The 19,144-nt window shown below is 70.6% G+C and carries 15 protein-coding genes and 1 pseudogene; 5 read left to right on the top strand and 11 right to left on the bottom strand.

The annotated features are described in order from the left end of the window. Window positions 1-9: 9 nt before the first annotated feature. The 5 genes from ACFVYN_RS17610 to ACFVYN_RS17590 are packed head-to-tail and all read right to left on the bottom strand — an operon-like array spanning window position 10 to window position 4,967. Window positions 10-1,029 carry a Gfo/Idh/MocA family protein gene (locus ACFVYN_RS17610; protein WP_389999003.1) on the bottom strand — a complete coding sequence of 340 codons (1,020 nt, stop codon included), beginning with the start codon at window positions 1,027-1,029 and terminating at the stop codon, window positions 10-12. Window positions 1,030-1,039: 10 nt separating this feature from the next. Next, window positions 1,040-1,942, bottom strand: coding sequence for a sugar phosphate isomerase/epimerase family protein (locus ACFVYN_RS17605; RefSeq protein WP_389999000.1), 903 nt, complete (start codon window positions 1,940-1,942; stop codon window positions 1,040-1,042). Between the two features lies 1 nt (window position 1,943). Beyond that, window positions 1,944-2,861 carry an ATP-binding cassette domain-containing protein gene (locus ACFVYN_RS17600; RefSeq protein ID WP_389998997.1) on the bottom strand — a complete coding sequence of 306 codons (918 nt, stop codon included), beginning with the start codon at window positions 2,859-2,861 and terminating at the stop codon, window positions 1,944-1,946. A 7-nt stretch (window positions 2,862-2,868) separates the two neighbouring features. Then, entirely contained in the window at window positions 2,869-3,948 is a 1,080-nt protein-coding gene (locus tag ACFVYN_RS17595) for an ABC transporter permease (protein ID WP_389998994.1), read from the bottom strand. Further along, the gene (locus tag ACFVYN_RS17590; RefSeq protein ID WP_389998991.1) at window positions 3,948-4,967 is read right to left on the bottom strand and encodes a sugar ABC transporter substrate-binding protein; all 1,020 of its coding nucleotides are present in this window, start codon (window positions 4,965-4,967) and stop codon (window positions 3,948-3,950) included. Before ACFVYN_RS17590 ends, ACFVYN_RS17595 begins: the two co-directional genes overlap by 1 nt. A 257-nt stretch (window positions 4,968-5,224) precedes the next feature. Between ACFVYN_RS17590 and iolC the strand changes: the two genes are divergently transcribed. Genes iolC through ACFVYN_RS17570 form a run of 4 tightly spaced genes read left to right on the top strand, consistent with a single transcriptional unit; the run spans window position 5,225 to window position 9,058 of the window. After that, on the top strand, window positions 5,225-6,202 hold the full coding sequence (gene iolC / locus ACFVYN_RS17585) for a 5-dehydro-2-deoxygluconokinase (protein ID WP_389998988.1): 978 nt from the start codon (window positions 5,225-5,227) through the stop codon (window positions 6,200-6,202). Next, the gene (locus ACFVYN_RS17580) at window positions 6,199-6,363 is read left to right on the top strand and encodes a hypothetical protein (RefSeq protein ID WP_389998985.1); all 165 of its coding nucleotides are present in this window, start codon (window positions 6,199-6,201) and stop codon (window positions 6,361-6,363) included. The genes iolC and ACFVYN_RS17580 overlap by 4 nt, the downstream gene beginning before the upstream one ends. Beyond that, window positions 6,363-8,237, top strand: a complete 1,875-nt coding sequence (gene iolD, locus ACFVYN_RS17575; protein WP_389998983.1) for a 3D-(3,5/4)-trihydroxycyclohexane-1,2-dione acylhydrolase (decyclizing) — start codon at window positions 6,363-6,365, stop codon at window positions 8,235-8,237. Before ACFVYN_RS17580 ends, iolD begins: the two co-directional genes overlap by 1 nt. Window positions 8,238-8,272: 35 nt before the next feature. Continuing rightward, entirely contained in the window at window positions 8,273-9,058 is a 786-nt protein-coding gene (locus ACFVYN_RS17570; RefSeq protein WP_389998980.1) for a GntR family transcriptional regulator, read from the top strand. 12 nt (window positions 9,059-9,070) lie between these two features. Here the strand turns inward: ACFVYN_RS17570 and ACFVYN_RS17565 are convergent, their stop codons facing one another. Next, the gene (locus ACFVYN_RS17565) at window positions 9,071-10,054 is read right to left on the bottom strand and encodes an aldo/keto reductase (RefSeq protein ID WP_389998977.1); all 984 of its coding nucleotides are present in this window, start codon (window positions 10,052-10,054) and stop codon (window positions 9,071-9,073) included. Window positions 10,055-10,158: 104 nt separating this feature from the next. Continuing rightward, window positions 10,159-10,821 (bottom strand): NUDIX domain-containing protein, encoded by a 663-nt coding sequence (locus ACFVYN_RS17560; protein WP_389998975.1) that lies wholly within the window; start codon window positions 10,819-10,821, stop codon window positions 10,159-10,161. A 132-nt stretch (window positions 10,822-10,953) separates the two neighbouring features. On the opposite strand from ACFVYN_RS17560, the pseudogene ACFVYN_RS17555 reads away from it, so the two are divergent. Next, window positions 10,954-12,944, top strand: a pseudogene (locus ACFVYN_RS17555) (acyltransferase). A gap of 23 nt (window positions 12,945-12,967) precedes the next feature. Here ACFVYN_RS17555 and ACFVYN_RS17550 read toward each other — a convergent pair. From ACFVYN_RS17550 to glpK, 4 genes are all read right to left on the bottom strand, one after another. Continuing rightward, on the bottom strand, window positions 12,968-14,308 hold the full coding sequence (locus tag ACFVYN_RS17550; protein ID WP_389998972.1) for a right-handed parallel beta-helix repeat-containing protein: 1,341 nt from the start codon (window positions 14,306-14,308) through the stop codon (window positions 12,968-12,970). A 20-nt stretch (window positions 14,309-14,328) separates the two neighbouring features. Then, window positions 14,329-15,375, bottom strand: a complete 1,047-nt coding sequence (locus ACFVYN_RS17545) for a glycosyl hydrolase 53 family protein (protein ID WP_389998970.1) — start codon at window positions 15,373-15,375, stop codon at window positions 14,329-14,331. A 390-nt stretch (window positions 15,376-15,765) separates the two neighbouring features. After that, entirely contained in the window at window positions 15,766-17,478 is a 1,713-nt protein-coding gene (locus ACFVYN_RS17540) for a glycerol-3-phosphate dehydrogenase/oxidase (protein ID WP_389998967.1), read from the bottom strand. A 92-nt stretch (window positions 17,479-17,570) separates the two neighbouring features. Continuing rightward, window positions 17,571-19,088 carry a glycerol kinase GlpK gene (gene glpK / locus ACFVYN_RS17535; protein WP_389998965.1) on the bottom strand — a complete coding sequence of 506 codons (1,518 nt, stop codon included), beginning with the start codon at window positions 19,086-19,088 and terminating at the stop codon, window positions 17,571-17,573. Between the last annotated feature and the right edge of the window lie 56 nt (window positions 19,089-19,144).

Below are 19,144 nucleotides of genomic sequence, written 5' to 3'. Positions count from 1 at the left end.
AGCACGGAGTCAGCCGTACAGCGCGGGCCGTTCCACGAGTTCCACCGGCACCCGGCCGCCCTCGTTCAGCGACCGTACGCCCGCCTCGCACACCGCGGCCGCCGCGTAGCCGTCCCACACGCCGGGGCCGGTGACCTCGCCGCGGCGGGTGGCGTCGACCCAGGCCTGGACCTCGCGGTCGTAGGCGTCGGCGAAGCGTTCGACGAAGTCCTGGGCGATGGTGCCGCCCCAGCGTCCCGCCATGTTGGTGACCATGGCGTGGCCGTCGCCGACGCGGGCGGTGCCGCGTTCGCAGACCGCCTCGGCCTGGACCTGGTAGCCGAAGCCGCAGTTGACGAAGATCTCGACGTCTGAGAGGGCGCCGCCGTCGGTCTCGAACACGACGAACTGAGGGTCCTGGAGGTCGCCGGGGGCGTTCGCCGTCGGGGTCGGGCGCAGCACGGTGACCGCCGTGATCTCGTGTCCGAGCAGCCAGCGGGTCACGTCGGCCTCGTGGGCCACGGAGTCGCTGATCAGCATGGAGCTGGTGAAGAAGGGCGGGCTCGCGGCGTTGCGGTGCCGGTGGTGCACCATGAGCGGCCGCCCCAACTGGCCGGTTTCCAGCAGGGACTTGAGCTTCATGTACTCGGCGTCGTAGCGCCGCATGAAGCCCACCTGGGCCCGTCGCCGGCCCAGTCGCTGCTCGGCCTCCAGGACGCGCAGCGCGGCGGCCGCGTCGGGGGTGAGCGGCTTCTCGCACAGCACCGGCAGGTCGTGCTCGAACGCCTGGAGGAGTGCCGCCTCGTGGGCGGGGCCCGGTGAGGCGATCAGGACGGCGTCCACGTCGGCCGACGCCATCGCGGAGGCCGGGTCGGTGTAGGCGGTGCAGCCCTCGACGCGGGCCGCGATCTGCTTGGCGCGTTCCGCGTCGAGGTCCACGACGGCGCTCACCCGGGCGCCGCTGACGACCTCGTGGAGACGGCGGACGTGGTCGGCGCCCATCTTGCCGGTGCCGATGACGGCGATACCCAGGGTGGCTCGCTCGGTCATGGTCATCCCTTCAGGCGCCGCAGGACCTCAGGAACTTGCGGGTGCGCACCGCGATCGGCAGCGGCCTGTCCGGCTCGCACGGGTACATGTCCTGCTCGACGATGGCGAACAGTTCCACGCCGAGCTTCTGCGCGGCCACCAGGACCGGCTCCAACTCGGGTACGCCGGACGGTGGTTCGCACATCACTCCGCGCTGGACGGCCGGGCCGAACGGCACCTCGTTCTTCACGACGTCCGCGAGGATCTCCGGGTCGACCTGCTTGAGGTGCAGATAGCCGATGCGCTCGCCGTACGTCTCGATGAGCTTGACGCTGTCGCCGCCGCAGTAGGCGTAATGGCCCGTGTCCAGGCAGAGGTTGACGAGCTCGGAGTCCGTCGAGTCCAGGAAGTGCTCGACGTGGTCCTCGGTGTCGAGGTGGGTGTCGGCGTGCGGGTGGACGACGAGGTCGAGCCCGTACGCCTCCTTCACCTCGTGGCCCAGCCGTTCCATGCCCTTGGTGAGGTGGGCCCACTGCTCGTGGGTCAGCTCGGGCGGCTCCAGGAGCTCGGCGGTCCTGTCGTCCCGCCAGAAGGACGGGATGACGACGAGGTGCCGGGCGCCCATGGCCTGGGTGAGCGCGGCGACCTGGCTGACGTGCTCCCAGGTCGACTCCCACACCGAGGGACCGCGGTGCAGCCCGGTGAAGACCGTGCCCGCCGAGACCTTGAGGTCGCGCCGGGCGATCTCGTCGGTGAGGCGGGCCGGGTCGGTGGGGAGATAGCCGTACGGCCCCAGCTCGATCCAGGAGTAGCCCGCCTCGGCGACCTCGTCCAGGAAGCGTTCCCACGGCACCTGGACCGGGTCGTCGGGGAACCAGACGCCCCAGGAGTCCGGGGCCGAACCGACGCGGATACGGTCGAGTGAGGCCGCCATCTCAGGCCTTCCCCTCGCCGGCGGTGGCCGCGGTGAGGTCGTCCTCCTCGGGGAGGGCCTCGGTGTCGACGCCTCGGACCTGGGACAACTCGTGCTTGAGCGCGGCGAGTTCGGCGCCGCCGGCCATGTGGTTGGTCAGCTCCTCCAGGGTGATCCGCTCGCGGGGGGCGGACAGTTCCATGGTGCCCAGGCGCAGCACGCTGAAGTGGTCGCCGACCATGTAGGCGTGGTGCGGGTTGTGGGTGATGAAGATGACCCCCAGACCGCGGTCGCGGGCGGCGGCCACGTACTTGAGGACGACGCCGGACTGCTTGACACCCAGGGCGGCGGTGGGCTCGTCCAGGATCAGGACGCGGGCCCCGAAGTAGACGGCGCGGGCGATGGCCACGCACTGGCGCTGGCCGCCGGAGAGGGTACCGATGGGCTGTTCGAGATCGTCCAGGACGATGCCCATCTCGCGCAGCTCGTGGTCGGCGGTCTGCTTCATCTTCTCGATGTCGAGACGCCGGATCGGCCAGGGGCCCTTGGTCATCTCGGAGCCGAGGAAGAAGTTGCGCCACACCGGCATCAGCGGGACCACGGCCAGGTCCTGGTAGACGGTGGCGATGCCCTTGTCGAGGGCCTCGCGCGGGGTGGTGAAGCGCACCGGGGTGTTGTCGACGAGGAAGTCGCCCTCGGTGTGCTGGTGCAGCCCGGAGATGATTTTGATCAGGGTGGACTTTCCGGCCCCGTTGTCGCCGAGCACGCAGGTGACCTGGCCGGGATGGACCGTCAGGTTCACGCCGTGCAGGGCGCGGATGTTGCCGTAGGACTTGCCCGCGCCGCGCAGCTCGACGATCGCCCCGCCGTCGCCGCCGGAGGCGGCATCGGGGGTGTCGGTCAGGATGGCGCCGTGGGTGCCGGTCTCTTCAGTGGTCATAGCGCGGTTACCTCCGGGTCGCGGTGCGGCTGACCCACAGATTGATCATGACGGCGCCCAGCAGCATCACGCCGAGGAAGGCCTTGAACCAGTCCGGGTTCCAGTTGGCGTAGACGATGCCCTGCTGGACCATGCCGAACATGAACGCCCCGAACACCGGGCCGATCGCGCTGCCCGCGCCGCCGGTCAGCAGGCAGCCGCCGATCACCGCGGCCGAGATGTAGATGAGCTCCTGGCCGACGCCCTCGCCGGACTGCACGGTGTTGAAGGAGAACAGGTTGTGCATGCCGACGAACCAGGCGGCGAAGCCGACCAGCATGAACAGGCTGATCTTGGTGAAGGTCACGGGGACGCCCACGGCCCGGGCGGAGTCCTTGTTGCCGCCCACCGCGAAGATCCAGTTGCCGTACCTGGTGCGCAGCAGCACCCAGGTGGCCAGCGCGGCGAAGACCAGCCAGTACACGATGGTGATCTTGATCTGGACGCCGCCGACGCCGAAGGACGACGCGAAGACCTTCTTGGCCTGGTCGAAGCCGTCCATGTCGGAGATGTCGTCGGTGGCCACGTTGCCGGTGACCAGCTTGGTCACCGCCAGGTTCACGCCCTGCAGGATCAGGAAGGTGCCCAGGGTGATCAGGAAGCTGGGCAGCCCGGTCCTGACGACCAGCCAGCCGTTGAGGAACCCGATCCCCAGCGCCACCAGCAGCGCCACGACGATGCCCACCCACACGTTCAGGGTGAGCTGGAAGGCGAACATCGACGCGGTCAGCGCCGAGGTGATCACCGCGACACCGGAGGAGAGGTCGAACTCCCCGCCGATCATCAGCAGCGCCACCGGCAACGCCATGATCCCGATCGTCGACGACTGGTAGAGGATGTTCGCCATCGAGCTGCCGTCGCGCACCGGCGGGGCAGCGATCAGGAAGAACACCCACACCGCCACCGCGCCCAGGAACACGCCCACCTCGGGGCGTGCCAGGAGCCGCAGGGCGAGCGGTCGTTCCGTGGTCCGGCCGTCCTTGACCTTGCTGGGGCCGGAGGCCGGCGGTGTGGTCACCGCCGGCTCGGCGTGCTGGGTCATACCCATCACCTGGTGCCCTTCGCGGCGAACTTGGCCACGGCCTCGACGTTCGACTTGTCCACGAAGGCCGGGCCGGTCAGCACCGGCTGCTCGCCGCCGCCCATGTAGTTGCCGTTGCTCTTGTAGAGCCACAGCGAGTCGATCGCCAGGTAGCCCTGGAGGTAGGGCTGCTGGTCGACGGCGAAGGCGATGGTGCCCTTGCTGATGGCGGTCGTCAGGTCCTTGTTGAGGTCGAAGGTGGCGACCTTGGCCTTGCTGCCGGCGTCGGATCCCGCCTGCGACGCGGTCAGCGCGATGGGCGCGCCGAGGGCGACGACGTAGTCGATGGACTTGTCCTGGGTGAGCTTGGCGGTGATCGTCGACTTCACGGACGGCATGTCGGCGCCGTTGACGTTCAGCGTCTGGAACTTGCCGGAGAAGGTCTTCTTCACACCGTCGCAGCGCTGGGTGAGGCCGATGTTGCCCTGCTCCTGGATGACACAGACGGCGCTCTTGGCGCCCTCCTGGTTCAGCCGCTTGCCGAGCGCCTCACCGGCCACCGTCTCGTCCTGGCCGAAGAACTCCATGAGGCCGAGCTTCTGCCACTCGCTCACGCCGGAGTTCAGGCCCACGACGGGTATGTTCTGCGCCTTCGCCTTGGCGACGACGTCCTTGAGGGCGTCGGGCTTGGCGAGGGTGATGGCGATGCCGTCGACCTTCTGGTCGATGGCGTTCTGGACGAGGTTGGCCTGGCCGCCCGCGCTCGGGTCGGCGGAGTAGACCAGCTTGACGTTGTCCTTGGCGGCGGCGGCCTGGGCGCCCTTGCGGACGATGTCCCAGAAGGTGTCGCCGGGCGACTGGTGGGTCACCAGCGCGATGGTCATCCGGGGGGTGGTGGCCTTGCCCGCGGAGGCGCCGTCCGCGCTCTCCTCGGACTTCTTGCCGCCCGAGCTGCTGGAGCAGCCGGCGAGCGTCAGGGCCGCGGCCGCAGCCAGGGCCACGGCGGGAGCGAATCTCCGCGAACGGGAGAGAGAAGAGCGGTCCATCTTTCCTTGCACCTCACTGTGCGACGGGGGAACGTCGGGAAAGGGGGTGGGATCTACGAAAACGCGCCAACTTGCGTTGGGACGGGATCCAACTCCCCTGGCGCGGCCGCTGTCAATACTTTGTTAAGACATCATTTCACGATCAGGTCCGAATGTACTTACAAACTATTGACAGCGTCGCCCTTCGAGCCCTACACCTGGGATGCAACGGGCCCGGAGGGCCTCGCATCCCCAGTCCGGATCGAGGAGCGTCGCGCATGGTCGAGCCAGTCCAGCAGTTCGACGTGATCAGTATGGGCCGGATCGGAGTTGATCTCTACCCGCAGCAGTCCGGGGTGCCGCTGGCGCAGGTCCGGTCCTTCGGCAAGTCCCTCGGGGGGTCGGCCGCCAACGTCGCGGTCGCCGCCGCCCGGCTCGGCCGCTCCACCGCGGTCATCACCCGCACCGGAGCCGACCCCTTCGGCACCTACCTCCACCAGGCCCTCACGGAGTTCGGCGTCGACAACCGCTGGGTGACACCGGTGGAGGCCTGCCCGACCCCGGTCACCTTCTGCGAGCTCTTCCCGCCGGACGACTTCCCGCTGCACTCCTACCGCCACCTCAAGGCTCCTGACCTGCGCATACACACCGACGAACTCGACTACTTCGCCATCCGAGCGGCCCGGATCTTCTGGATCACCGGCACCGGTCTGAGCGAGGAGCCGAGCCGCTCGGCCACGCTCGCCGCACTCAAGTGCCGCGACCGGGCGGGCACCACGGTCTTCGACCTCGACTGGCGGCCCGAGCTGTGGAGCGACACGGCCTGGGCGGACCCCGACGAGGCCCGCCCGTACTACGCCGAGGCCCTGCGGCACGCGACGGTCGCGATCGGCACCCTCGACGCATGCGAGATCGCCACCGGGTTCCGCGAGCCCCGGGCGTGCGCCGAGGCCCTGCTGGCGGCGGGCGTGGAGCTCGCCGTGGTGAAGCAGGGCCCGAAGGGTGTCCTCGCCGTGCACCGGGACGGCACCACGGCCGAGGCCCCGCCGATCCCGGTCGAGGTGGTCAACGGTCTCGGCGCCGGTGACGCGTTCGGCGGCTCCCTCTGCCACGGCCTGCTGTCCGGCTGGGAACTGGAGCGGACCATTCGGTACGCGGGCGCGGCCGGCGCCCATGTCGCCGCCCGCCTCGCCTGCTCCTCCGCGATGCCGACGCAGGCGGAGGTCGACGGTCTCCTGAACGGCGTCTCCTCGTGACCGGCCCGCGCGACAGCGGCTTCGCGTACGGGGCACGGGACCGCCGTACGACGATCCCGGCACCCGGCGGCAACCGGTCCTCCCTCCCTCCCCACCGGCACGACGTGCACCGCCTCGTCGCACACCGCCTCCCCCTCTACACCGCACCGGAGAAGTCCTGATGAGCACCACCACCCGCCTGACCGTCGCCCAAGCCCTGGTGCGGTTCCTGTCCGTCCAGTACACGGAGCGGGACGGCGTACGGCACCGGCTGATCGCCGGGACCTGGGGCATCTTCGGCCACGGCAACGTGGCGGGCATCGGACAGGCCCTCCTGGAGGCGGGCGAGGACGCGATGCCCTTCCACCAGGGCCGCAACGAGCAGGCGATGGTCCACGCGGCCGTCGGCCACGCCCGCCAGCTGAACCGCCTGTCGGCCCAGGCGGTCACCACGTCGATCGGTCCGGGCGCCACGAACCTGGTCACCGGCGCCGCCCTCGCGACGATCAACCGCCTCCCGGTCCTGCTCCTGCCCGGCGACTACTTCGCCACCCGCGCCGCCGATCCGCTCCTCCAGCAGCTGGAGCACCCCACGGAGGCGGACGTGTCGGTGAACGACACCCTGCGCCCGGTCTCCCGCTACTTCGACCGCGTCCACCGCCCCGAGGCCCTCATCCCCTCCGCTCTCCAGGCCATGCGGGTCCTCGCCGACCCGGCCGAGACGGGCGCCGTCACCCTCGCCCTCCCCCAGGACGTGCAGGCGGAGGCGTACGACTGGCCGGAGGAGTTCTTCGCCGAGCGGGTGTGGCGGGTACGGCGGCCCGCGCCGGACCCGGTGGAGCTGGCGGAGGCGGTCAGGGCGATCCGATCCGCCGGCCGCCCTCTGATCGTGGCGGGCGGCGGAGTCCACCACAGCGAGGCCGAGGAGGCGCTGAAGGCCCTGGTCGACGCCACCGGCATCCCGGTCGCCTCGACCCAGGCGGGCAAGGGCTCCCTGCGCCACGACCACCCCGCCGACGTGGGCGGCATCGGCCACACCGGCACGGCGGTCGCCGACGACCTCGCGCGCACCGCGGACCTAGTCATCGGCGTGGGCACGCGCTACTCCGACTTCACCACCGCCTCCGGCACCCTCTTCCAGAACCCGGACGTGCGCTTCCTCAACCTCAACATCACCGCCTTCGACGCCCACAAGCTGGCCGCACGGACGGTCGTATGCGATGCGCGGGCGGGTCTGGAAGCGCTCACGTCGGCACTGGAAGGCCACCGCGTGCACGCGGCCCACGAGGCCGAGTACGGCACGGGCAAGGAGCGCTGGGAGCAGGTGGTGACCCGGGCCTTCGAGGCCGCGGACGAGAACGCCGTACCGACCCAGACCCAGCTGCTGGGCGCGCTGGACGCGGTCGTCGGCGACGAGGACGTGGTGATCAACGCGGCCGGCTCGCTCCCCGGTGACCTGCACAAGCTGTGGCGGGCCCGCAGCCCGCGCCAGTACCACCTGGAGTACGGCTACTCCTGCATGGGCTACGAGATCCCGGCCGCGATCGGCGTCCAGCAGGCGACCCCGGACACCCCGGTGTGGGCGCTGGTCGGCGACGGCACGTATCTGATGATGCCGACGGAGCTGGTCACCGCGGTCCAGGAAGGCCTGCCGATCAACCTGGTCCTCATCCAGAACCACGGCTACGCATCCATCGGCGGCCTGTCGGAGTCGGTGGGCGGCGAACGGTTCGGCACCGCCTACCGTTACCGCGCCGCCGACGGCACCTTCAGCGGGGCCCCGCTCCCGGTCGACCTGGCCGCCAACGCGGCGAGCCTCGGCATGGACGTCCTGCGCGCCAAGACCGTACGCGAGCTGCGGGAGGCTCTCGCCACGGCCCGCACCTCGGACCGCCCGACCTGCGTCTACGTCGAGACGGACACCGCGACCCCGACCGCTCCCCCGGCCGAGGCCTGGTGGGACGTGCCGGTGGCGCAGACGGCCTCGCGCGAGCCCGCCGTGCGGGCGCGGACGGAGTACGACCGTCAGGTGGCCGCCCGCCGCACCCATCTGTGACAGCCCACCCCCGACCCTTTGAGGGAGGTACCCCCATGGCGAAACCCGGCGCCGCCTCACGTGCCGCGACCGCGCCCGCGCTCGACTGCCTGGACTTCGCCCTGGACCGGGGCAGTCCGGTGCCGCTCTACTACCAGCTCTCCCGGCAGCTGGAGGAGGCGATCGAGCACGGGAAGCTCGCTCCGGGGAACCTCCTGGGCAACGAGATCGACCTCTCCATCCGCCTCGGCCTGTCCCGCCCGACCGTCCGCCAGGCCATCCAGACCCTGGTGGAGAAGGGCCTGCTGGTCCGTCGGCGCGGGGTGGGCACGCAGGTGGTGCACAGCCAGGTCAAGCGGCCCCTGGAACTCAGCAGTCTCTACGACGACCTGGAGGCGGCCGGGCAGGGGCCGGCGACGCGTGTCGTGCGCCACGAGACCGTGCCGGCGCCGGCCGACGTGGCGGCCGCGCTGTCGCTTCCGGAGGGCAGCGCGGTCACGGTCCTGGAGCGCCTGCGCCTGACCCACGGCCAACCGGTGGCCCTCCTCTGCAACCACCTGCCGACCGACCTCCTCGACCTGGACGACGCCCGCCTGGAGTCCACCGGCCTCTACCGCATGCTCCGCACCGCCGGTGTCACCCTCCACAGCGCCCGCCAGACCATCGGCGCCCGCTCGGCCACCGCCGAGGAGGCCACCCGCCTCGACGAAGAGGCGGGCGCGGCCGTCCTGACCATGCAGCGCACGGCCTACGACGACACCGGCCGCCCGGTCGAGTACGGCAGCCACATCTACCGGGCGTCGCGGTACACGTTCGACTTCCAGCTGCTGGTCAGGCCCTGAGGGACGGCGGGATCAGTGGGCCGCGTCCAGCCGGGCCCGCTGCTCCCGCGTCAGTTCCAGGTCCACCGCGGCCAGGTTCTCGTCCAGTTGGGCCAGGGACGACATCCCGACCAGGGGGACGATCGGGAGCTCCGCGCCGATCTGCCAGGCCAGCACGACCTGGTTGACGGTCGCGCCGGTCTCCTTCGCCACCTCGCCCAGGACCCTCAGACGAGCCGGGGTGCCCGGGTGATCGAAGTCCGGTGGCAGCCGGTCCGGACGGGTGTAGGCGCCCTTCAGCAGCGGTGAGTAGGCGACGAGGGTCAGGCCGTGCTCGGCCCGCAGATAGCTCAGCAGGTCGGGGCCCGCGTGGCCGAGGCTGCCGTCGGGGAACAGGCCCTCGGGGACGTCGGTGCGGGGCCGCAGATGGCTGTGCGCGTACTGGAGGACCTCGTAACCGGGCAGTCCGGCCGCGGCGGCGAGCGCCCGCGCCCGTTCGACCCGCCAGATCGCGTGGTTGCTCGCGCCGAGGAGGCCCACCGTGCCCTCGGACACCAGCTCGGCGAAACCCTCCACCGTTTCCTGTAGGGGGACCTCGTGGTCCTCGATGTGCGCGTAGAGCAGATCCAGCTTGGACACGCCGAGGCGTTCCCGGCTGCGTTCCGCGGACTCGCGGATCACCTTGGCCGACAGGCCCTCCGCGTTGTCGAGGTAACTCGTGCCGGGGGCCAGGGGGCGGGCGCCGAGCTTCGTGGCGATGACGATCTCGTCGCCGACGCCACGGCTGCGCCGCCAGCGGCCGAGCAGTTCCTCGCTCTGGCCGCCCTGGCCGCCGTCCTCCCAGAAGGCGTAGTTGTCGGACGTGTCGATGAAGGTGCCGCCGGCCTCGACATAGCGGTCGAGGACGGCGAAGGACGTCTTCTCGTCGGTCCGTGAGCCGAACAGCATCGCGCCGAGCGCGAGGACGCTGACCTCGCGGCGGGTCGCCGGGTCGGTGCCGATGGTGCGGTACTTCATGGTGGATCCCTCCCGTGTGTACCCGTCCTCGGGGCACACACGGGAGTCTTCATCTTGAAGCGCGCTTCAAGTCAAGGGCCCTCGCGCTCACTCGGCGAACGGGCTCACTTCGCGAACGGCCCCTCCAGCGCCGCCCATTGGAGCAGCATGATCGTCTTGGCGTCGGCGATCTCCCCGGTACGGATCATCTCCAGGGCCCTGCGGAAGGGCAGTTCGAGGATCTCGATGTCCTCGCCCTCCTCGTGGAGGCCGCCGCCCTCGTGGGTGCGGGTCGACGGGGCGTACTCGGCGGCGTAGAAGCTGACGCGCTCGGTGACCGAGCCGGGGCTCATGTAGACGTCGAAGACGTGGCGGACCTCGCCGATGGTGTGCCCGGTCTCCTCGACGACCTCGCGGCGTACGGCGAGCTCGGGGTGCTCGTCCTCGTCGTCGAGCAGACCTCCGGGGGTCTCGATCAGCAGTCCGTCGGGGTGTCCGTTGACATACACCGGGAAGCGGAACTGACGGGTGAGCAGGACCGTTTCGCGTTCCGTGTCGTACAGCAGCATGGTGGCGCCGTTGCCGCGGTCATGGGTCTCGCGCTGCTGGGTGCTCCAGGTTCCGTCGGCGCGCTGGAGGTCGAAGGTCGTGGCCCGCTCGACGTACCAGTGGCTGGACAGCAGTTTCACCTCCCGGACCTTGACGCGCGGGTTGCGGGTCAGGGCGAGGCCGGTGCGGTCGAGTCCGGTGCGGCCGCGGCGGTCGGGGATGTCGGCGCCCTCGGTCATCGGACACCTGCCGGGCGGGAGGAGAAGCGGGGGAAGTGCGAGTTGGTCATGACCGCTTCTACCATTGCGGGCCGGGCCGCGTCCTGTGCGCCCCCCTTCCCCGGCGGGCCGCACGCTGCATAGCGTGCTGGCATGGATCATCCGCGGCAGCCGTCCCTGCGGCACTTCGACCACTGTCCCTGGCTCTTCGCCGACGAGGCGACCGAGGAACAGCGCGCCGCGCAGCGGGAGGTGCAGCGGGCGATCGGCGGCGACACCGGGATCGGTGAACGGTGTTACGTCGCCGAGTCCGCGGCGGTGTTCCCGGACCGGCTGCGGCTCGGCGACGACTCGTACATCGCCGCGCACGCCTACGTCACCGACGAGCTCACCACCGGCTCGCACTGCACGCTCAACCCGTTCACCACGGTGCGCGGGAACGTCCTTCTCGGCGACGGCGTCCGCATCGGCGCCCACACCTCGCTGCTCGGCTTCAACCACTCCATGGCCCCCGACCGGCCCGTCTTCCGTCAGCCGCTCACCAGCCGCGGCATCCGGGTCGGGGACGACGTCTGGATCGGCTCCCATGTGATCGTCGTGGACGGCGTGACCATCGGCGACCACTGTGTGATCGGAGCGGGAGCGGTGGTCACCCGAGACCTCCCGGCGTGGTCGGTGGCCGCGGGGAACCCGGCACGCGTGCTGCGGGACCGCCGGGAGGCGGCGACGGGACGGGCCGAGCTACGGTCGGCCGGTGGCCCCACGGCTACGACCGCCTCGGAGACCGGCCCCCACCCGGACCAGGGACGCCGACCGAGAGCGATCCGGCGCGGGCACCGCAGGACAGGCGGAAGGCGGAGACGGCGGGGGCGGTTCCGGCACGCGCAGAGCCACGGCCGGACGGCGGTCCCACGGCTACGCCCCGCACGGCGGCGAGGGACGTGGGGGCTGACACGGTCGGGAGCGCAGGGGCAGCGGTGGGTCCGACGGAGGCGCGGCCAGGAGGCGGCCGTACGCCTGTGTCCGGCGCCGGACCCGGACTCGGCCCCGGGCCCGGACTCGACGCTGGTGATCTGGCCGCCTTCGCCGACACCGCTCGGGCCCAGGCCGGCGAGCTCCTCGACCGTTGCTGGGACGGTGGGCGATATGTCGACCGACCCGGTGTCGCGCCCACCGTGCGGGCCCACTGCGATGCCGTGGAGATCGCCGATCTGCTGCTCGGGGCCATGCCGGAGCACCTGTCCGCCGAGGAGCACATCGAGCGGCTGAGCGGGCTCCAGGATCCCAAGAGCGGTCTCGTGCCGGAGTTCGGCGAACCGCTTAGGGTGACGGACTCCGACGGGTTCATCGGGGAGGGAGCGGCGCTCTATCACGTGCTGTGCGTGGGATACGCCCTTGATCTGCTGGGCACCGGTCTCCCTCATCTTCTGCGCGGTGTAAGTGATATGACGGTCCATCAACTTTTTGCGCGGTTGGAGGCGTTGGCCTGGAGGACCGGGGCGTGGGGCGCCGGTGCCTGGGTCGACAGCCTTGCCACCGCGGCCCATTGGAACCTGCGGCACGGCGACGCGGGCAGCGGGACGCCGGAGTCGCTGTTCGGCTGGCTGTTGACGAGGGTCGATCCATGGACCGGGATGTGGGGCAGCCCCTCCGCAGAGGAGGGCCGACTCCAGGTGGTCAACGGCTACTACCGGCTGACGCGGGGATCGTTCGCGCAGTTCGGACTCCCGGTGCCGTATCCCGAGCGGGTCGTGGACACGGTCCTGGACCATGCCCGCGACGCCCGGCATTTCGGTCCCGGGCGGGAGAACGCCTGCAATGTGCTCGACGTCGCCCACCCCCTGTGGCTGTGCACCCGGCAGCTCGGGCTCGCCGGTGGCGGCTACCGCTCCGGCGAGATCCGCGCCTGGGCCGAGCGGCAGCTGTCCACGGTCCTGCGGGCCTGGCAGGACGGCCGGGGCTTCGGCTTCGGCCCCGGCGCCGCGGGGCCCGGCCCCGAACCCGGCCTCCAGGGCACGGAGATGTGGCTGGCCATCACCTGGTACCTCGCCGACCTGCTGGGCCGCTCCGACGAACTCGGCTACCGCCCCCGCGGCATCCACCGCCCCGAACCGGCCCGACAGGGGATCGGAGGTCTTGGCTGAGCTGACCGGGGACCTCCCTCGGCTCAGGAGATCTCGAACGCACCGAGGTCCGGCGCCTGCCCCCGGTACGGCAGTCCGACGTCCACGCCCCTGTCGATCAAGGTGCTGTTGCCCGTGGGGCGGAGGCCGGGCAGCACGGGCAGGCTCCCGTCGGCCTGGCGGGGCGCGTCCCAGCCGGACGTCGCCACGCTCTGGAACTGGCCGTCCGACAGGGTGACGCCCAGGTTCCAGGAGTTGTTCGCGGCGCTCGTGCCGGTCATGTTCGATGTCAACGTGCCGGTGTAGGCGAGGTTGTTGCGCAGGTTGCCCCGGCCGACGGCGGCGCCGGTCGCGTTGACTCCCAGCATGTTGAAGTCGGGGTGGTTCCCGTAACCGGTGTTGTTGAAGTAGTCGTTGGCGACCGGGTGGTGGTTGGAGTAGAAGCCGGACGCCCGGTTGAGGAACGCCACCGACGTGCGGACGGTGTGCTTGACGGCCCCGGCGTCATAAACACCGCCGTAGCCGCCCGCCTTGAAGCCGGTGCCGTTGCCGGCCGCGGTGGTCGTGCCCGGCATGTAGCCGTTGCGCCACGCCCACGAGTTCTCGATGGTCACCGACGAGTAGGCGCTGATGAGGTCGAAGCCGTCGTCGGCGTTCCACCACGCGCGGCAGCCCCGGAACACGTTGCCGGGACGGCCCGCCGGGATGTGCGCGCCGAACCCGTCGGCGTTCTCTCCCGCCCCGTTGGAGGAGTTGGTGTCGTAGTTGTCGTGCGAGTCGGAGTTGAGGACGAGGTTGCCGCCGCCGTTCTGGATGAACAGGCCGGGGCCCATGTGGTGGTGGGTGTCGATCTGCTCGAAGGTGTTGTCGCTGCCCGAGATCCAGATTCCCCAGGACTCGTGGTTCAGCTTGTTGTTCTGTCGTACGCCGGTGACCTCCAGGCCCTTGAGGTGGATCCAACTGCCGGTGATGTCGAAGCCCTTGATGCGGCAGTCGTCCGTCATCCCGGAGAAGTCGAAGACCGGCTTCTCCCCCGGATAGGCCCAGTAGCGGATCGGACTTCCCGAACTGCCGCTCTTGTTCAGGGTGATGGCGTCGACTCTGGCCGTCTGGCTCGCACAGTCGCTGTTGGCGCGGGTGTAGCGGTAGGTGCCGCCCCGGAAGTACACGGTGTCGCCCGGCTGGGCGGCCGTCTGCGCATGGGCGATCGTCGCCCAGGGGGCGGCCTGTGTGCCCGCGGCGCTGTCGCTGCCGTTCGGGGAGACGTAGTAGGTGGTCGCGGCCGCCGCGTTGCTCACGGCCCCCGACCCGGTGGGGATCGCCAGGGGGCTGAGGGCGACCGCCGAGACCAGCAGGGCACGCCCGAGCAGCTTGGCAGAACTCATCGTCGACTCCTGGTGCTGGTTCATCCGTTGAGGAATCCGTCCATGGCCGCCGTGGGCCGCCGCGTGCTCTCGTCCCAGGCCGAGCTGTTGTAGCCGTTGAACGACGGATAGCCCTCGGGCTCCCAGAAGAAGGTGCCGAGGCCTCCGAAGCCCTGGAGCCCGGTGACGAACGCCTTCAGCGAGTCGCGCACCTGGGTGGGCTTGCCGACCGGCCCGCCGTACTCGACCTGCATGACCGGCTTGCCGTAAGTGGACTGGACGGTCCGCATGTTGGCCAGCACAGCGGGCACGTTGCCGCCCTGCGCGTACGAGGACAGGCCGGTGATGTCCCACCGTCCGCCGTTGCCCCGGTAGGCGTCGAGGAAGGTCTGGAGGCTCGCCAGGTTCTGCGGCTGGGCCAGGTGCACCAGCACCGGTGTGCTCGGGAAGACCTGCTTGGACATGTCGTACGCCGCGTTCAGCAGACCCGTCATCTGGGCGGGGCGGCTGATGCTGCCGACCGGCTTGCAGATACCGGAGTTGGTCTCGTTGCCGATCTTCACCCAGGCCGGGGTGACGCCGTGGGATTTGATGACGTTGCACGAGTGGTACACGTAGTCGTACATGGCGTCGAGCATCTGGTTGTAGGTCATGCCCGCCCAGGCCGCCGGCGGGTTCTGCACCCCGACCGAGTTCCAGGTGTCGCCGAAGTGGAAGCCGATGAGGACCTGCATGCCGGCGTCCTTGGCCCGCTTCGCGAGTTGGGCGGTCTCCTCGATGGAGCAGTGTCCGTTCGCCGGATCGCTGGAGGGGTTGACCCAGGTGCGCAGGCTCACCGCGGTGATGCCGTACCCCTTGAGGATCGTGAACAGGTCCTGGCGCACTCCGGCGCTGTTGTTCCAGTAGTAGCCCTGCGCCTCCATCTGCGGCAGCCAGCTGACGTCGGCGCCCTTGACGAAGGTCGCGGCCTGCGCGGGGGTAGCGAGGGGGCCCGCGCCCAGGGCGAGCGCGCCGGCGCCGGCGGCCGCGCCGAGCAGGACACTGCGCCGCCGTAAGCCGAAGGGCTCGGATCGTTCGGTGTCGGTCATGTGGGGGTCCTCGGTTCATCGGATCCGGACCGCGGGGCGGCCCGGGTGGGGGTGAGGCGGTACGGGGGTGAGGCGGTATGGAACGCCTCCCGCCGACGGGCCGAGCCGCTTGCTGACCGGTACCGGGGCGGGAGCCGTGCGGAACTTCGCCTGTAGGTGGCCGCCGGTCCCGGCGAGGTTGCCGCCCGCCGTGAGGGAAAGCCGTCCGGAGTCGCCGGAACACACGAAAGCTCCCGCAGGCACCCGCCTCGCGCCGCCGGCCGATCCTCACGGCGGCCGCCGTGACCGCCCGCCCTGACGCTCATGCGGCCTGTTGGCCCCCGGCGCCCCTCGACGGCGCCCACCGCGCCTTTGCCGTCCGGGACTCCCCGTCACCCTCGAACGCCCTGCTCAGTGCACCGGAATGATGTCGGGGGCGCCGAGCCTGGCCGCGTCGGCGGTCCGGTCGTCCGGCTGCCGCTGGGCCTCTCGTTCGGCGGCCACCCGCTTCAGGTACTGGTCGACCTCACGTTGCCGGTGCGTCTGGTCCCACCCCAGGTGAGGCGCCATCAGTTCCGCGACGGTCCGCGCCGCGTCCACACCACGGTCCCAGGACTCGATGGAGATCCGGGTACGGCGGGCGAGCACGTCCTCCAGGTGACGGGCACCCTCGTGGGTCACCCCGTACACGGCCTCGACCCGCAGGTAGTCGTCGGAGCTCGGCAACGGCTCGCCGAGCGAGGGGTCGGCCGCGACCATGGCGAGCAGCTCGTGCACCAGGGAGCCGTAGCGGTTCAACAGGTGCTCGACGCGGGCGACATGCAGCCCGGAGGACCGGGCGAGGTTGTGGCGGGAGTTCCAGAGGGCCGGATAGCCGTCGGCGCCGAGCAGCGGAACGCGGTGCGTGACGCAGTCGGGCACTTTCTCGTCCAGGCCGCGGGCCGCCTCGTCGACCGCGTCCTTGGCCATCACCCGGTAGGTCGTGTACTTGCCGCCCGCCACCACGACGAGACCGGGTACCGGGTGGGCGACCAGGTGTTCCCGTGACAGCTTGCTGGTCTCCGCGGCCTCGCCGGACAGGAGGGGACGCAGACCGGCGTAGACGCCCTCGACGTCCTCCGGAACCAACGGCGTGGCCAGGACGCTGTTGACGTGGTCGAGCAGGTAGGTGACGTCCTGGGAGCTGAGGGCGGGATGGGCCTTGTCCAGTGTCCAGTCGGTGTCGGTGGTCCCGATGATCCAGTGTCGCCCCCAGGGGATGACGAACAGCACGCTCTTCTCGGTGCGCAGGATCAGCCCGGTCCGGGAGTTGATCCGGTCACGGGGGACCAGCAGGTGTACGCCCTTGGAGGCGCGGACGTGGAACTGGCCGCGCGTGCCGGCGAGGGCCTGGGTGTCGTCGGTCCACACGCCGGTCGCGTTGATGACCTGCTTGGCTCGCACCTCTGTCTCGTCGCCGGTCTCCAGATCCGTGACAGCGGCTCCCACCACCCGCTCGCCCTGCCGCAGGAACCGGCTGACCCTGGTGCGGTTGGCGGCCAGCGCTCCGTAGGCGACGGCCGTGCGGACGAGGAACATGGTGTGCCGGGCGTCGTCGACCTGGGCGTCCCAGTACTGGATCGCGCCGACCAGGGCGTCGGAGCGCAGCGCGGGCGCCTCGTGCAGGGCTCGGCGCTTGAGCAGGTGACGGTGGCGGGGCAGACCTCTGGAGGTACCGGAGGCCGCGGCCATGGTGTCGTACAGCAGCACGCCGGCGCCGACGTACGGACGCTCCCGGATCCGGTGCCGCAGGGGGTAGAGGAACGGCACCGGACGCACCAGATGAGGGGCCAGGACCTGAAGCAGGAGTCCGCGTTCCTTCAGGGCTTCGGCGACGAGCCGGAAGTCCAGCATCTCCAGGTAGCGCAGGCCGCCGTGGATGAGCTTGCTGGAGCGGCTGGACGTGCCCGAGGCCCAGTCCCGGGCTTCGACCAGCCCGACCCTCAGGCCCCGGGTGGCGGCGTCCAGGGCCGCGCCCGCGCCGACCACGCCGCCCCCGACGACGAGGACGTCGAGCTCACCCTCTCCCAGTCGGACGAGGGCCTCCGCGCGGGCCTCGGGCGAGAGAGCCACCGGGTTCGCCATGGCGTCCTCCTCGTGCGGCGGGTGCGGGTGTGGCCGGCTGTGGGCGGCGCACGCGGCTCGGGCGGGCCCGTTCGGTCGCTCCCGGCCGGGGCCTAGTCGACCTTGGCCCAGTCGAGCGTGCGCTCCACCGCCTTCTTCCAGCCCGCGTATCCTTCCTCGCGCTGATCTTCGGACCACTGGGGCTCCCAGCGCTTGGACTCCTGCCAGTGGGTGCGCAGTTCGTCCGTGTCCCGCCAGAATCCGGTGGCCAGACCGGCGGCGTAGGCGGCGCCGAGCGCGGTGGTCTCGGCGACGACCGGGCGGCTGACCGGGACACCGAGGACGTCGGCCTGGATCTGCATGCACAGGTCGTTGGCCGTCACGCCGCCGTCGACCTTGAGCACGTCGAGGTGGACGCCGGAGTCCTGCTCCATGGCTTCCACCACGTCGCGGCTCTGGTAGCAGATGGATTCCAGGGTGGCCCGCGCCAGGTGGCCGTTGTCGTTGTACCGGGCGAGGCCGACGATCGCGCCGCGGGCGTCGGAACGCCAGTACGGGGCGAACAGGCCGGAGAAGGCGGGGACGAAGTAGATCCCGCCGTTGTCCTCGACGGTACGCGCCAGGCGTTCGCTCTCGGCGGCGTCACTGATGATCTTCAGCTGGTCGCGCAGCCATTGCACCGCGGAGCCGGTGACGGCGATGGAGCCTTCGAGTGCGTAGATCGCCGGGCTGTCGCCGAACTGGTACGCCACGGTGGTCAGGAGGCCGTGCTGGGACCGCACCAGTTCCGTGCCGGTGTTGAGCACCAGGAAGTTGCCGGTGCCGTAGGTGTTCTTGGCTTCGCCCGGCGCGTAGCAGACCTGCCCGACGGTGGCTGCCTGCTGGTCGCCGAGCACACCGGTGATGGGGATGGCGGCCCGCAGCGGCCGGGACGTACGGGTCTGTCCGAAGGCCTCCCGGTGGGAGGACGGGCTGATGGTCGGCAACATCGCCCGGGGAATGTTGAAGAAGCCCAGCAGCTCGTCGTCCCAGTCGAGGGTCTCCAAGTCCATCAGCATGGTGCGGCTGGCATTGGTCACGTCGGTGGCGTGGACGCCGCCGTCGGGGCCGCCGGTGAGGTTCCACAGCACCCAGGCGTCGGTGTTTCCGAAGAGGGCATGGCCCTGCTCGGCCGCCTCGCGGACTCCGTCGACGTTCTCCAGGATCCACTGGATCTTGCCGCCGGAGAAGTACGTGGCCGGCGGCAGCCCTGCCTTGCGGCGGATGACGTCGCCCTGGCCCGAGCGGTCCAGCGCCGCCGCGATGGAGTCGGTACGGGTGTCCTGCCAGACGATGGCGTTGTAGTAGGGGCGGCCGTTGCGCGGGTCCCAGACGACGGTCGTCTCCCGCTGGTTGGTGATACCGATGGCCGCCAGGTCCTCCGGTGCGAGGTTTCCGTGCCGGAGCGCGTTCTGGATCACCGAGTTGGTGCGCTCCCAGATCTCCACCGGGTCGTGTTCGACCCACCCCGAGCGCGGGAGGATCTGTGAGTGCTCCAGCTGGTGCCTCGCCACCTCGTTGCCGGCATGGTCGAAGATCATGAAACGGGTGCTGGTGGTCCCTTGGTCCACCGCGCCGACGAAGTCCGCCATGGGATGCCGCCTCTCCTTGGGCCTCTCCTTGGGCTCTCCCGGGGCAGCCGGATGCA

Source organism: Streptomyces sp. NPDC058307 (assembly GCF_042880295.1).
Taxonomy (GTDB): domain Bacteria; phylum Actinomycetota; class Actinomycetes; order Streptomycetales; family Streptomycetaceae; genus Streptomyces.
Note: the sequence above shows the minus strand (reverse complement) of the source record. Positions and strands in the feature narration are given on the sequence as shown.

Bases quoted from the DNA above. Each gene is read 5' to 3' on its own strand.
- ACFVYN_RS17595 (WP_389998994.1), bottom strand. From the start codon at position 3,948: ATGGGTATGACCCAGCACGCCGAGCCGGCGGTGACCACACCGCCGGCC.
- ACFVYN_RS17560 (WP_389998975.1), bottom strand. From the start codon at position 10,821: ATGACCGAGGGCGCCGACATCCCCGACCGCCGCGGCCGCACCGGACTC.
- ACFVYN_RS17540 (WP_389998967.1), bottom strand. From the start codon at position 17,478: ATGGCGAACCCGGTGGCTCTCTCGCCCGAGGCCCGCGCGGAGGCCCTC.
- ACFVYN_RS17590 (WP_389998991.1), bottom strand. From the start codon at position 4,967: ATGGACCGCTCTTCTCTCTCCCGTTCGCGGAGATTCGCTCCCGCCGTG.
- glpK (WP_389998965.1), bottom strand. From the start codon at position 19,088: ATGGCGGACTTCGTCGGCGCGGTGGACCAAGGGACCACCAGCACCCGT.
- ACFVYN_RS17545 (WP_389998970.1), bottom strand. From the start codon at position 15,375: ATGACCGACACCGAACGATCCGAGCCCTTCGGCTTACGGCGGCGCAGT.
- ACFVYN_RS17610 (WP_389999003.1), bottom strand. From the start codon at position 1,029: ATGACCGAGCGAGCCACCCTGGGTATCGCCGTCATCGGCACCGGCAAG.
- iolC (WP_389998988.1), top strand. From the start codon at position 5,225: ATGGTCGAGCCAGTCCAGCAGTTCGACGTGATCAGTATGGGCCGGATC.
- ACFVYN_RS17565 (WP_389998977.1), bottom strand. From the start codon at position 10,054: ATGAAGTACCGCACCATCGGCACCGACCCGGCGACCCGCCGCGAGGTC.
- ACFVYN_RS17570 (WP_389998980.1), top strand. From the start codon at position 8,273: ATGGCGAAACCCGGCGCCGCCTCACGTGCCGCGACCGCGCCCGCGCTC.
- ACFVYN_RS17605 (WP_389999000.1), bottom strand. From the start codon at position 1,942: ATGGCGGCCTCACTCGACCGTATCCGCGTCGGTTCGGCCCCGGACTCC.
- ACFVYN_RS17600 (WP_389998997.1), bottom strand. From the start codon at position 2,861: ATGACCACTGAAGAGACCGGCACCCACGGCGCCATCCTGACCGACACC.
- iolD (WP_389998983.1), top strand. From the start codon at position 6,363: ATGAGCACCACCACCCGCCTGACCGTCGCCCAAGCCCTGGTGCGGTTC.
- ACFVYN_RS17550 (WP_389998972.1), bottom strand. From the start codon at position 14,308: ATGAGTTCTGCCAAGCTGCTCGGGCGTGCCCTGCTGGTCTCGGCGGTC.